Here is a 13,377-nt window from a genome sequence, read left to right as displayed (position 1 = left end):
TTACTCCTTCGCCCCGTGAACGCCGTTGTCGGTCGAACCGTTCGACTCGGCCTCGGACTGTGTGCCTGTTTGATCCGGTTGTTCTTTCAGTGCATGCCTGCCGCTGGTGAAGCCGCGCTGGAACGAGGCCATGCGGTTTCGGGCGGCCTCGGCCGACCGCGACACGGCGGGCTTCTCCGTCGCGACGGGCGGGGCCGCCGGGGCGGTCTCCGCAGCCGCGCTGGGGGCGGGGGTCGCGTCACTCGCCTCCGTGACCGAGCCCGGCACGAGGTACGCGTTCGGCACCCGCTTGGGCAGGCCCGCTGTCGTGATCTCCTCGCCCTTCGGCTCGAGCAGCGACTGTGCCGCTTCCCAACCGGTGTCCGACACGCTCCGCCAGTCCTCCTGTACTCCTCCGGCGGAGGCGCCACCGGAGGAATCCCCGGCGCGTGCGGTGTCTGCATCCGCGACGTCGCTGGTCTGGTCGCCGGCCCCTGCCTCCGGCACATTCTCGTCTTCCTCGCTGAACCAGCGCGACAGCACCGACTGGTAGATCGGCAGCCGCTTCGTCGGCGCTTCTTCCTCCAGCGCCGCACTCTCGGTTCCGGACTGTGCCCCACCTGCCGCGGCTGCGGCATCTGCGGCGCCCGTGGTCCCGTTGCCGGCCGCCCCCTGCGACGTTCCGGGACCGGCCGCCGTTTCCGGAGACACGTAGCGCGGCTCCCGTTGCGGCAGCGCGAGCGGGTTGTCCTCCGGCACCGTACCGGCACCGGGCGCGGCCTCGCCTGTCGTGTCCAGCCTGCCGTTGCCGGTGCCGTTGCCGTTGCCATCGCCGTTGCCGTTGCCATCGCCGTTGCCGCCCGCGGGCTGCTGCGGTGGCCAGGAGGGCCGGACGGAGCCGGTCGTCTCCCCGGGGGTGCGCTTCGGCAGCGCGTCCGGTTCCCGTTCCTCCGGACTGACGAACGGACCGGCAGCCTTGTTCGGACCGCCGACCAGGTCGTCGAGGCTGATCGGCTGGTCGAGCGGGGTCAGCCCCTGCTGGTCCTCGCCGCCCGTGGACGGGCTCGCCGCGGGCATGACGGTGGTCGCCGAGTCGGCGCCCTGCGGGGCCCCGGACAGGTAGTCGAGTTCGGAGGCGTCCTCCGGGACGTCCTCGGCACTCGGCCACCGGTCGTCGAACGACTGTGCTGGTTCGAACGCGCTGGTCGGCCGGGCAGCGGAACCGGCGACGGGCTCGTCGGTGTGGTCGAGCCGCCGCATCGGCAGTTCCGCCGCCGCGGGCACACCCGCGTACGAACCGTTGTGCTGACCACCCACCGCAGCTGCGATTCCCTGCGGACCACCGGGCGCGTCCGTGAGCAGTTCCCGCGGCACGACGACCCGGGCGACCACACCGCCCTCGATGTCCTCGTTCTCACGGAGACGGACGTCGATACCGTGTCGCTGGGCCAGGCGCGCGACCACGTACAGGCCCATGCGCCGGGTCACGGACACGTCCAGGTCCGGCGGGTCGGCGAGCCGCTCGTTGGCCTCGGCGAGCTGCTCCTCGCTCATGCCCACACCGCGGTCGGTGATCTGGATGGCGAGCGAACGCTTGCGCGTCACGGCGGCCCGCACGCTGATCTTCGTGTCCGGCTCGGAGAAGTACGTCGCGTTGTCGAGCAGTTCGGCCAGCAGGTGTACCAGGTCGTTGACGGCACGGCCGTGCACCGCGGCCTCCGGCACGCTGCCGACCTCGACGCGGGCGTACTGCTCGATCTCCGACACCGAGGCACCGACGACATCGGCAGCGGGCACGGGCTTGGCCATGGACTTCGACAGGCCCGCACCCGAGAGCACCAGCAGGCTCTCGCCGTTGCGGCGGAGCCGCGTCGCGAGGTGGTCGAGCTCGAACAGATGCGACAGCTGGTCCGGGTCCTGCTCGTCGGATTCGAGGCTGTCGATCACGCCGAGCTGGCGTTCCACGAGCCGCTGACTGCGGCGCGAGAGGTTGACGAAGATGCCGTTGACGTTCTCACGCAGGAGCGCCTGCTCGGCGGCCATGCGGACTGCGCGTTCGTGCACCACGTCGAACGACCGGGCGACTTCGCCGATCTCCTCCTTGGTATCGACCGGCACCGGGCTGATGCCCTTGCGGGACGCCTCCATCGGGTTCGGATCGGCGAGGATGCGGCGCACGGTCTCCGGCAGCCGGACGTACGCCACCTCCAGTGCGTTCTCCCGCAGCGTCCGCAGCGGCGCCAGCATCGAGCGCGACACGTAGAGCATCAGTGCCAGCGCGGCGATCAGGGCGACGGCCACGATGGCGGCGTCACGCCAGGCGGCGAACGTCGTGTCGCCCGCGAGGGCGCTCGACTGCTCCTCCAGGTCGCTCAGCAGCCCGGACTCGGCCTCTCGGTAGTTGTCACGCGTGACGGCGAGGTCGTTGACGAACTCTTGCTGGTTGATCTGCGGCGGTTCACCGTTCTCGACGCGCGCGAAGGCCTGGTCCCGCTGCATCTGCCTGCGGTCGATCTCCGGGGCGGACACGGTGTCGGTGAAGTACTGCCGCTGCTGCAGCGAGGCGTAGGCGTTGAAGTCCTCGGACGCCGACTCGCCACTGGCCATGGCGTCCTTGGCGTCCTCGAGCATGTACCGCGGGAAGTCGTTCTGCTGTGCTGCGAGCGCGACGATGGCGCCTTCGAGGGAGATGTTCTCCTTGGTCTCCGACAGCGCGTGGATCGCGTTGCTGTCGCGGAGCATGTCGCGATCGCTGATCGCGGTCGTGACCTCTCGGTCGAGCTGGACCAGTCCCGTGATGAGCAGCGTGTACTGGTCGAGCAGGGTGCGCGGGGTCATCGCGCCCTCGGCGACGGCCTGGCGCATGGAGTCGAGCACGCCGAGCCGGTTCACGCCCGCCTCGTAGCGCGCCTGCATCGCAGGGTCGTCGACGGCGAGGTCCTCCGCCAGAGCGTTCAGGCGTCCCACCGCGGTGTCGACCTGTTGCACCTGGGCGTTGAACAGGTTCGTCCGTTCGGCGTCGCCGGGGCCCGCGCCGAGCTTGAGCACCGCGTGCTCGCGCTCGATCTGGAGCTGGTGGACGACGTCGCTGATCTGGTCGGCGAGCTGCACCTGGTCGGCGGTCTGCTCGAGCTGACCCGCCCGGTCGAGGGACTCGTACACGCGCAGGCCCGCGAGCACGAGCGCGGTGACCGTGGGAATGATCAGGATCAGGGCGAGCTTGGACCGCAGCCGCCAGTTACGCAGACCGCGTCCGGAACCGCCGCTGCCGGCGCTGCCGGCGGCCGACGGGGAGGCAGTCGCCTCGGCGGTCGGGCCGTCCGGGCCGTCGCCGCCGGCCTGCCCTCCCTCCGCCTTCTCGTCGAGCACTACGAGCACACTCCCAAAGTTCGAGCCCTACGGCTCCCGCCGATTTCCTACGGCTCCTGCCGATTTGCCGTCCCGACCAGGACCTGCCGGCCCGGGGACCCGGTGCACCAGCGACGGCGGTGGCGACCGACCGCCGCGCCGGAGCGTCCCGCTCCGACGCCTCGCGGGTGCACCCGCTCAGTACGTACGCCTACCGGATGAGTGCTGCAGCTCGACTCGACGCATCGTCGTCTACCCCTCAACGGCCTTCCCCCCGTCGCGGGATCTTCGATCCCTCGTCGCCGACCGACACTCATTTCAGTGAGCGTGCAACCCGATTCCCGGGTGGGCAGAGGCAGAGAGTAGCGAACGACCTGTTAGCACGTAACCCTCTCAGGTTAGAACAGGGCGAAACCCACCATCCGGTTACTCAGTGTTCACTTCTCTGCCCTATAACCCGAACTCCGGGAACACGTTCAGTAGTCTTTCATAATCCAACTCAGTGCCGGGAGGGTGATATCCAACACCCAGTCATTCGTATTGAGCACCCGTTGTGATCGCTTTGCCGGGTTAATACAGTGGACGCGCATCGTCGGTGCGCCCGGTGCAGACCAGCGATCCTCGCAGGCCTGCGCCATGTGGTCACCCCACACCATTATCTAGTCCCACGAGGAGTTGCCTTGCGCCCATCACTACGCCGCGCGGGCGGTCGGCGTCTCGCCGCGCTCACCGCCGGCCTCGCCGTGTTCGCCTCCATCAGTGGCTGCGGTCTGCTCGGCGGTTCGGATGACGAGGACGGCGGCAACTCCCAGGTCGAGAAGTCGAAGATCAACGTCTCGATCCAGGGCACGATCGACCTCGCCGCGTTCCACCTCGCCCGCAAGGAGGGCTACTTCGCCGACGAGGGCCTCAAGGTCAACCCGATCAAGGTCGACAGCGCCGACAAGGGCTTCAACAAGCTCAACTCGGGCGAGGTCGACATCATCTATTCGGGTTACACCGGCTTCTTCTCGCACCAGGCCGCCGGCGACATGGACCTCAAACTGATCGCCGACGCCTCGTCCGCGGCGCCGAAGTCCAACGCGATCATGGTCCCGAAGAACTCGCCGCTCGAGGAGCCGAAGGACCTCGAGGGCAAGACGGTCGGCGTGACCCCGCCCGACACCCTGGCCGACATCCTCACCAAGGCGTGGGCCGAGGCCAACGACGTCGATCTCGACAAGGTCAACTGGAAGCCCGCCGGATTCAGCACCACGGCGAAGGGCCTCGGCAAGAGCATCGACGCCGCCTTCTTCCCGGACCCGTTCATCGCCATGAACCAGCAGCAGATCGGCGCCGAGTCGCGGTGGGACCCGATGACCGGGCCACTGAAGGACCTGCCGATGGCCGGCTACGGCACCACCGCCGGCTTCGCCGAGGAGAACCCGAAGACGGTCGCCGCGTTCCAGCGCGCCATGGTCAAGGCCAGCAACGAGGCGGAGACCGCCGATCGCACCAAGGTCATCGACCCGATCCTCGTCAAGGACATCGGCCTGCCCGAGGACATCGCGCCGATGACGACGCTGCTGACCTTCGAGAGCAGCCTCGACCCCGAACGCATCCAGCGGGTCCCCGACCTCATGGTCGACCGCGGCGCCATCAACGAGAAGATCGACGTCAAGGACATGATCGTCCCGCCGGACACCGGCGGGGACGACTCGGCCAAGTAACCGGCGTGCGCACATTCGCCAAAGGTCTCACCGGCCTGCTCGGGTTCTTCCTTCTCTGGGAGATCGCCGTGCAGGCCGGTGTGCTGCCGGACTACTGGGTTCCTCCCGCCAGCGAGGTCGCCACGACCTTCGTGACCCTGCTGGGGCAGCAGGAGTTCCTGCTCGCCGTCATCGCGACCCTGCTGGCCTGGCTGATCTCGCTCGGCGTCGCCATCGCCGTCGGCGTGCCCGCCGGGCTGCTCCTGGGCAGCGTGCCTGCGGTGCAGTCGGCCAGCCGGGCGCTCATCGAGTTCCTCCGTCCGATCCCCGCCGTCGCCCTGGTCCCGCTGGTCATGGTGACCATCGGCAGCGGCCCCGACGCCAAGATCACGCTCGCCGTGTACGCGGCGATGTGGCCGATCCTGTTCAACACGATCTACGCCTTCGGTGAGATCGACCCCGTCCTGCTCGACTCCGCCAGAGCCGCAGGAGCCAACCGAAGGCAGTCACTCACCTGGGTGGCTTTGCCCCACGCCGCGCCGTTCATCTTCACCGGTGTCCGCGTGGCGGCGTCCATCGCACTGATCGCGGTCATCAGCGTCGAGTACATCGCGGCGTCGGAGATCGGGCTCGGCCGGTACATCCTCGAAGGCGGTATGAACAACGGCCACCTCGATCAGGTCATGGCGGGCACCGTGCTCGCGGGCCTGGCCGGCTGGGCGATCAACTCCGCGCTCGTCGGCGGCGGCAGGAAGCTGTTCCGCTGGGCCGACACCGAGGAAAGGGCCACACGATGAGCGCCCCGACGGTCGCCGCCAAGCGCGGACGCATCCTCGGCTCGGCCGCGGTGACCTGGCTCGTGTTCGCCCTGGCGCTGTCGGCCTGGGAGCTGATCGCCCTCGGCGCGGACACCGTCTACTTCCCGCGGATGACGGCGATCCTCGGCACCGGTGCCGACATCCTGCTGTCCGGCCCGGCCTGGCGGCTGATGCTGGGCGACGCCGTGTTCGACATCGTGCTGCCGAGCCTCGCGACCGCCCTCGGCGCGTGGGCCTTCTCCGCGGCACTCGGCGTCGCGCTCGGCACCGCACTCGGGCGATCCCGCTGGGCGATGGACTACTGCGGAACGCTGATCTCGTTCCTGCGTTCCGTCCCGCCCGTGACGCTGATGCCCGCCTTCATGGTGATGTTCGGCATCGGCAAGCAGATGGAGATCGCGGCGATCGTGTTCTCGACGCTGTGGCCGATCGTGCTGAACACGGTCGACGGCGTGCGCTCGGTCGACCAGGTCAAGATCGACACCGCGCGCTCGCTCGGCACCCCGCGGCGGTACTGGCTCGGCATGATCGTGCTACCCGCGGCGATGCCGAAGATCTTCGCCGGACTGCGGCTGAGCCTGTCGATCGCCATCCTGCTCATGGTGGTGGCCGAGATCGTCGGCGGCAGCGGCATCGGCCTGCGCATCTCCACGACGCAGTCGACCGTCCAGTACACCGAGATGTGGTTCTGGGTGCTGCTGCTCGGTGCGCTCGGCTACGCACTCAACAGCGCTCTGCTGGCGGTCGAGCGGCTCGTGCTCGGCTGGCAGCCCGCCCGCGAGGACGACGCGTGAACGCCCACGACGTCCGTCCCGTGACACCGACCTGTGACGCGCCCGTAGGAGGCTGACCGTGTCGACCATGCTCGAGGTTTCCGGCCTCACCCACCAGTACGGCCAGGGTGAGCGCGCGCATGTCGCCGTGCGGGACCTGACGTTCACCATCGAGTCCGGACAGCTGGCGTGCATCGTCGGCCCGTCCGGTTGCGGCAAGTCGACCCTGCTGCGCTGCATCTCCGGCCTCATCCCCGCGACGGGTGGTTCGGTCCGGCTGCACGGCGACGAGGTGTCGGGCGTACCCGACGACCTCGCCGTGGTGTTCCAGGACTACAGCCGTTCGCTGTTCCCTTGGCTGACCGTGGCGAAGAACGTCGAGTTCCCGCTGCGCTGGCAGAAGGTGCCGAAAGCCGATCGGAAGCGCCGCGCCGAGGAGGTCCTCGAGTCGGTGGGCCTGTCCGGCGTCGGTAAGAAATACCCGTGGCAGCTCTCCGGTGGCATGCAGCAGCGCGTGTCCATCGCGCGGGCGCTGGTCAGCAGGCCCGCGCTGCTGCTGATGGACGAACCCTTCGCGTCGGTGGACGCCCAGACCCGCGGTGAGCTGGAGGATCTGACGCGCCGGGTGCAGCGCGAACTGGGCAGCACGATCCTGCTGGTCACCCACGACATCGACGAGAGCGTCTACCTCGCCGACCGCGTGCTGGTGCTGTCGAAGTCGCCCGCGGCGATCGTGGCGGACCTGGACATCGCTCTGCCCGCCGACCGCGACCAGATCACCACCCGCGAGTCCGAGCAGTTCGTCTCCCTGCGCAGCGAGGTGGCCCGGCTGTTGCAGAGCCCGCAGGTGCAGCGCACCGGCGAAGCGGACACGACGGACGCGGCGCATGCAGCGGGCGAGTCCGGGGACGCTGCGGGCGCCCGGACGGACGCGGGTTCCGGTGCGGGTTCGGACCGATTCACGGAGACCCACGGGACCGCCGAATCGTCCGACGAGACGGCCACGGCGCGGAGCTGAGCGCCTGACGCTCCCGCGCCGGTGGGCGGGAGCGTCCGCTCAGCGGTGGGTGCGGGCGTGCCTGGCGCGTGCCGTGGCCCGCTGCAGTCCCGACATCCGTTCGCGAATCGCCTCGGGCGACCTGTCGATGAACGCGGGCGCTCGCCGCTGCACGCCGTCGGCGTCGCGCCCGTTGCGGTCACCGCCGTCGCCGGTGGGACGAGCGGCCGCCGAACCCGCCGGCACGGCACCGCTGTGGTCGAGTCCGCCGTGATCGGCGCCACTGTGGTCGGCACCGCTGTGGTCGAGTCCGTCGTGGTCTAGTCCGCTGTGGGAACCACCAGGAGCGGCACCCGCGTGGCCGGGAACGCCCCGACCCGCACCGTTCGTCCCAGAACCGTGTGTCCCCGGACCGTCGGCGCCGGCACCGTTGCGGGAGCGACCGTGCGGTCCGGAGTCGTGGGACGTCGCACCGGCCTGGCCGGCGATGACGCTACGCGCGGAACCGTCCTCGCCCGTGGAGTCGAGGAGCCAGTCGTGTGGATCCCCGTCCGGCTCGAACCACCGCGTCATGAGGCGCCGGTAGACGGCCATCCGATCGGTGGGCTCGTCGCCGGACCCGTCGTCCGCGGACGTGTCGGGACCGGCCGGGGCCTCGGGCTGCGGCAGGGAGTGCGGTGTGGGTGCCGCGGCGGGTTCGTCGCCGTCGCGCATCGGCCAGGTCGGCCCCGGGCCCAACGCCGACACGTCGGTCTGTTCGGCGGGCTCGAGCTCCGGTTCGCGGTGCGGCCGCGCCGCCAGCCCCGCCGCCGAACCGTCGCCTGCGGGCCGTTCGGCGGGAGTGTGCGCACCCGGCGCAGGCGCGTGTTCCGCCGCGGCGCCGTCAACTGCGTCGGCGGGTCGGCCGTCCGGTTCCGCCTCGACCGGGACCGCACCGACCGTGGGCACGGGTGCGGTCAGTCCGTCGGTGACCTCGGCGGCCGACTCCGGAGCCGGCAGCCGGGCCGCTGTCGAGGCGGCACCGCTGCCCTCGTCCCAGTCCGCCTCACGGGTACCGAACGCCGCGGCACGCCCGGTCTCCGAGCCACCCGCGACGCGGGGGATCTCCTCGGTGAGCGAATCGTCAGCGGTGGGCGCCGCACCGGGACGCCGCACCGGCCGCCACGGCGCCGCGGGCTGTACCGCACCGGCGGCGCCGTCCACGCGGTCGGCTCCCGGCAGGTTGCCGTGTGCCTGCGCGTATTCGCCTGCCGCAACCTCGACGGGTGCGGTCCCGGCTTCGCCGGCCCGATCGGCGACGCCCGGCCCCGCGGGCGCGACGACATCGTCGGGGCGGTTCCTGTCGCCGGTGGCGCCGGCGTGGTCGTCGCCCAGGATCTCCGAGACCGCAGGCCTGCGCCGTGGCAACACGGGCGCGGGTTCCTCCGCCCCCGAAGCGTCCTGCTCCTGCAGCGCTGCCGGCTCCGCGGTGCCGCCGGAGTCCCCGGTGACGGCCGGCTCCGCGGTGGCGGCCGGTTCAGCGGTGACGGCCGGTTCGGGGAGCGGCCCCGGATCCGGCACGTCGACCGGCTTGCCGAACGTGTCCGCGTCGGCGTACGGATCGGCGAACAGTTCGGCGACGGACTCGCGCGGGGGCGGCTGTCCGGAACCCCGCGGGGCCACGGGCGCGCTCGCCGGGCCGTCGGCGGGCTCGTCCGCGGGTGCGAGCGGCTCGGACGGTTCGGGTTCCGACGGCAGCGCGGTCGCGGGACGGCGCGGCGGCTCCGGCCGGAACACCACCGACGACGACCGGCCCTGCTGCTGCGCCTGGTGCTGCTCCGCCGGCTCCTCGAGCGCGACCGGCGACTCCTGGGGTGAGGCATCCGCCCGCCGCACGAGCGCGGAGGGCACGAGAACGGTCGCGGTCAGGCCCATCAGATCCGCGGCCGACAGCCACACTCGGATGTCGTGCTGCCGAGCCAGGCGCGCGACGACGTACAGGCCCATGCGCCGGGACACTTCGACGTCGACGTCCGGTACCTCGGCCAGCCGCGTGTTCGCCCGCTGGATCTCCGCCTCGGGCATGCCCGCACCGCGATCGGTGATGTCGATCCGCCACTCGCCGTCCTGCGTGACGGCGCTGACGACCGACACGGGCGACTCGTCCGGCGAGTAGTCGGTGGCGTTCTCGAACAGTTCGGAGATCACGTGCACCAGGTCGCCGACGATCTCGCCCCTGACCCCGATCTGCGGCGTCGCGGCCACGCTGATGCGCTGGTAGTGCTCGACTTCCGACAGTGCCGCGCCGATGATCTCCTCGGCCGCGACGGCGCCCGGCAACGGCCTCCCCACGTCCTGGCCGGCCAGCACGAGCAGGTTCTCGCTGTTGCGGCGCATGCGCGTCGCGAGGTGGTCGAGTTCGAACAGGCCGCCGAGGACGTCGGGGTCCTGTTCGTGTTCCTCCATGCGGTCCAGCACCGTCAGCTGCCGCTCGACGAGGTCCTGGCTGCGCCGGGAGAGGTTCACGAACATCGAGTTGACGTTCTCGCGCAGCATCGCCTGCTCACCCGCCAGCCGGACGGCCTGGCCGTGGACGGCGTCGAAAGCCCGTGCGACCTGGCCGAGCTCCTCCCGGCTGTACACGCGGACCGGTTCGACGCACCGGCGGTGCGCGTCCTCCGGCCGCGGGTCCGGGTCGGCCAGGATGCCCTTGACCGCCTCGGGCAACCGGTAGTGGGCGACGTCGAGCGCGCTGTTGCGCAGCGTGCGCAGCGGACGCAGCAGGGACCGCGTGATGGCGACCGCGAGCAGGCCCGCGAGCAGCAGCACGCCGAGGATCACGGCACCGTCGATCAGTGCGTCCGACCGTGCTTCCGAGGCCAGGGTCGTCGACCGATCGCGCACGTCGTCGCGCAGCGCGTCCTCCGCACGCTTCGCCGCGTCGACCGCCTGCGTGGCCTGCCGATCCCACCCGGCCGGGTCCGCCGCCGGGTCGCCGTTGAGCACCGCGGTGACGACTCCGGACGTAGCCTCGACGCGCGGGTTCAGTTCGTCGTCGAGCAACCGCTGCTGGGCAGGCGTCGCGAACTTGGCGTAGTTGTTCCTCGCGTCCGCGACCTGCACGTCCGCACCCGCGAGCCCGCGCATCAGCTCCGGCGGCGCCGCTCCCGAGGCGAGCGCCTGGGCCACGAGCGCCCGGCGGATCGACAGCGCGTCCTTCACCCGCGCGACCGCACCCGCGGCCAGGTACGTGCGTGCCAGTTCGCGGTCCGCGGTGTCGACCGACGCCTGACCGCCGAGGTCGAGCAGCCCGGCGACGAACTCGTTGTAAGCCGCCAGCACCTGCCCAGCCGACTGCTGCGAGTGCTGACCGGCGTAGCGCGCGTCGGCGAGCCCCTCGAGCCCGCGTTCCCACTGCCGGAAGTCCTCGACCGCCTCGTCCGGCAGCTCGGGCCGGGCCGCGGTGAGCGTCTTCTCGAAGTCGCCCCTGGCGGTGTCGACCCGTTCCCGCTGGCCGAGCACCTCTACGGGCCGTCCCTGCCGTCCCCCGGCGACGTACCGGACGGTCAGGTCGCGCTCCCGCTGCAGTTCGTGGACCAGGTTCGCGACGGTGTCGTCGACCCGGACGCGCTCGGTCGCCGCCGCGAAATCGCCCGCCTCCGAGAGGTTCGACTCGACGCGCAGCCCGGCGAAACCCAACATCGCCAGTATCGGCACGAGGAGAGCGGCGAGCAGCCGTGTCCTCAGCCGCCAGTTGCGCAACCGCCAGCGGCCACCGGACCGTTGGATGTCCGCCGCTTCGTCCCTGGGGGCCTGGCTGCGACGGGGCAACGGACTTCCTTCATATCAACGCGAAAGACACTCGGATCGTAGCCACACCGGGTGAACCGCGGTCCCCTCCGGCAATGGCCGACGTTACGCCCGGCGATGGTATTGCGTCCCCCTGTCAGGTTCCAGTACGAGGGCGGCCTGCCCACCGGACGGCCCAACCTCGCCGAAGAGGAACGTATAAAGGGAGACGTGAGTGATGGCCCCCTGATCGTCCAGTCGGACAAGACCGTGCTGCTCGAGATCGACCACGAGCAGGCGGGTGACGCGCGGATCGCGATCGCGCCGTTCGCCGAACTGGAACGCGCCCCCGAACACGTGCACACCTACCGCATCACCCCGCTGGCGCTGTGGAACGCACGCGCCGCGGGTCACGACGCCGAGCAGGTGGTCGACGCGCTCACCACCTACTCCCGTTTCCCCGTGCCGCAGCCGTTGTTGATCGACATCGTCGACACGATGGGCCGGTTCGGCAGGCTGCAGATCCACAACCACCCGGCACACGGCCTCGTGATGACCACGACGGACCGCGCCGTGCTCGCCGAGGTCCAGCGCAGCAAGAAGATCAAGCCGATGCTGGGCATGCAGGTCGACGAGGACACGGTCGCCGTCCACCCGTCGGAACGTGGCCGTCTCAAGCAGGCCCTGCTCAAGGTGGGCTGGCCCGCCGAGGACCTCGCAGGCTACGTCGACGGCGAGGCGCACCCGATGTCCCTCGAGGAGGACGACTGGTCGCTGCGCGAGTACCAGCAGCAGGCGGCCGACTCGTTCTGGGCGGGCGGCTCCGGCGTGGTCGTACTGCCGTGCGGCGCGGGTAAGACCCTGGTCGGGGCGGCCGCGATGGCGCAGGCGCAGGCCACGACGCTGATCCTGGTCACCAACACGGTCGCGGGCAGGCAGTGGAAGCGCGAGCTCGTCGCGCGGACGTCGCTGACCGAGGACGAGATCGGCGAGTACTCGGGCGAGAAGAAGGAGATCCGCCCGGTCACGATCGCTACCTACCAGGTCATCACCCGCAAGTCGAAGGGCGAGTACAAGCACCTCGAACTGTTCGACTCCCGCGACTGGGGCCTCGTCGTCTACGACGAGGTGCACCTGCTGCCCGCGCCCGTGTTCCGAATGACCGCCGACCTGCAGTCCCGCCGTCGCCTCGGGCTCACCGCGACGCTGGTGCGCGAGGACGGCCGCGAGGGTGACGTGTTCTCGCTGATCGGGCCGAAGCGCTTCGACGTGCCGTGGCGCGACATCGAGGCACAGGGGTGGATCGCACCCGCGGACTGCATCGAGGTCCGCGTGACGCTCACCGAAGGGGAACGGCTGGCGTACGCGACCGCCGACGCCGAGGAGCGCTACCGGCTCGCCTCGACGGCACACACGAAGACGGCCGTCATCAAGAACATCGTCGACGCGCACGAGGACCAGCCCACGCTGGTCATCGGCGCCTACCTGGACCAGCTCGAGGAGCTGGGCGAGGCCATCGACGCACCGGTGATCCAGGGGTCGACGAAGAACAAGGAGCGCGAGGCGCTGTTCGACCGGTTCCGGCGCGGCGAGATCACGAAGCTCGTGGTGTCGAAGGTCGCGAACTTCTCGATCGACCTGCCGGAGGCCTCGGTGGCGATCCAGGTGTCGGGCACGTTCGGTTCCCGCCAGGAGGAGGCCCAGCGCCTCGGCAGGCTGCTGCGCCCGAAGGAGGACGGCAGGCAGGCCCACTTCTACTCGGTGGTCGCACGCGACACGGTCGACACCGACTACGCCGCGCACCGGCAGCGGTTCCTCGCCGAGCAGGGCTACGCCTACCGCATCATCGACTCCGACGACCTGCTGCGCCCGCTGTAGGTCGGCGTCGCTCCACCCGGCCCGAGCGCCGACCCACGGCGGGCGGATCACTCGATCATCCGTTCGAGTGACGCCGAAGCGCTCGGGTCGACACTCGGGCCGGAACTGTCGGTGGGTCGAACTAGCGT

7 protein-coding genes are annotated in these 13,377 nt (G+C 70.6%); 5 read left to right on the top strand and 2 right to left on the bottom strand.

The genetic code is table 11. From position 1 onward, the window contains the following. A complete protein-coding gene (locus tag FHS23_RS23090; RefSeq protein ID WP_343053685.1) occupies positions 1–3,357 on the bottom strand; it encodes a sensor histidine kinase in 3,357 nt (1,118 codons plus the stop codon). 650 nt (positions 3,358–4,007) lie between these two features. Here FHS23_RS23090 and FHS23_RS06540 point away from each other — a divergent pair. Genes FHS23_RS06540 through FHS23_RS06525 form a run of 4 tightly spaced genes read left to right on the top strand, consistent with a single transcriptional unit; the run spans position 4,008 to position 7,624 of the window. After that, on the top strand, positions 4,008–5,036 hold the full coding sequence (locus FHS23_RS06540; RefSeq protein ID WP_183649297.1) for an ABC transporter substrate-binding protein: 1,029 nt from the start codon (positions 4,008–4,010) through the stop codon (positions 5,034–5,036). A 5-nt stretch (positions 5,037–5,041) separates the two neighbouring features. Beyond that, entirely contained in the window at positions 5,042–5,812 is a 771-nt protein-coding gene (locus FHS23_RS06535; protein WP_183649293.1) for an ABC transporter permease subunit, read from the top strand. Then, positions 5,809–6,627 carry an ABC transporter permease gene (locus tag FHS23_RS06530; protein WP_183649291.1) on the top strand — a complete coding sequence of 273 codons (819 nt, stop codon included), beginning with the start codon at positions 5,809–5,811 and terminating at the stop codon, positions 6,625–6,627. The genes FHS23_RS06535 and FHS23_RS06530 overlap by 4 nt, the downstream gene beginning before the upstream one ends. A gap of 58 nt (positions 6,628–6,685) precedes the next feature. Further along, positions 6,686–7,624: an ABC transporter ATP-binding protein gene (locus FHS23_RS06525; protein ID WP_343053684.1), complete on the top strand. Its 939-nt coding sequence runs from the start codon at positions 6,686–6,688 to the stop codon at positions 7,622–7,624. Between the two features lie 39 nt (positions 7,625–7,663). Here FHS23_RS06525 and FHS23_RS22920 read toward each other — a convergent pair whose 3' ends face one another. Further along, positions 7,664–11,413, bottom strand: a complete 3,750-nt coding sequence (locus FHS23_RS22920; RefSeq protein WP_221218971.1) for a nitrate- and nitrite sensing domain-containing protein — start codon at positions 11,411–11,413, stop codon at positions 7,664–7,666. 189 nt (positions 11,414–11,602) lie between these two features. On the opposite strand from FHS23_RS22920, the gene FHS23_RS06515 reads away from it, so the two are divergent. Further along, the gene (locus FHS23_RS06515; protein ID WP_183649288.1) at positions 11,603–13,249 is read left to right on the top strand and encodes a DNA repair helicase XPB; all 1,647 of its coding nucleotides are present in this window, start codon (positions 11,603–11,605) and stop codon (positions 13,247–13,249) included. The last annotated feature ends 128 nt before the right edge of the window (positions 13,250–13,377 follow it).

This window comes from Prauserella isguenensis (assembly GCF_014191605.1).
Lineage (GTDB): Bacteria > Actinomycetota > Actinomycetes > Mycobacteriales > Pseudonocardiaceae > Prauserella > Prauserella isguenensis.
Note: the sequence above shows the minus strand (reverse complement) of the source record. Positions and strands in the feature narration are given on the sequence as shown.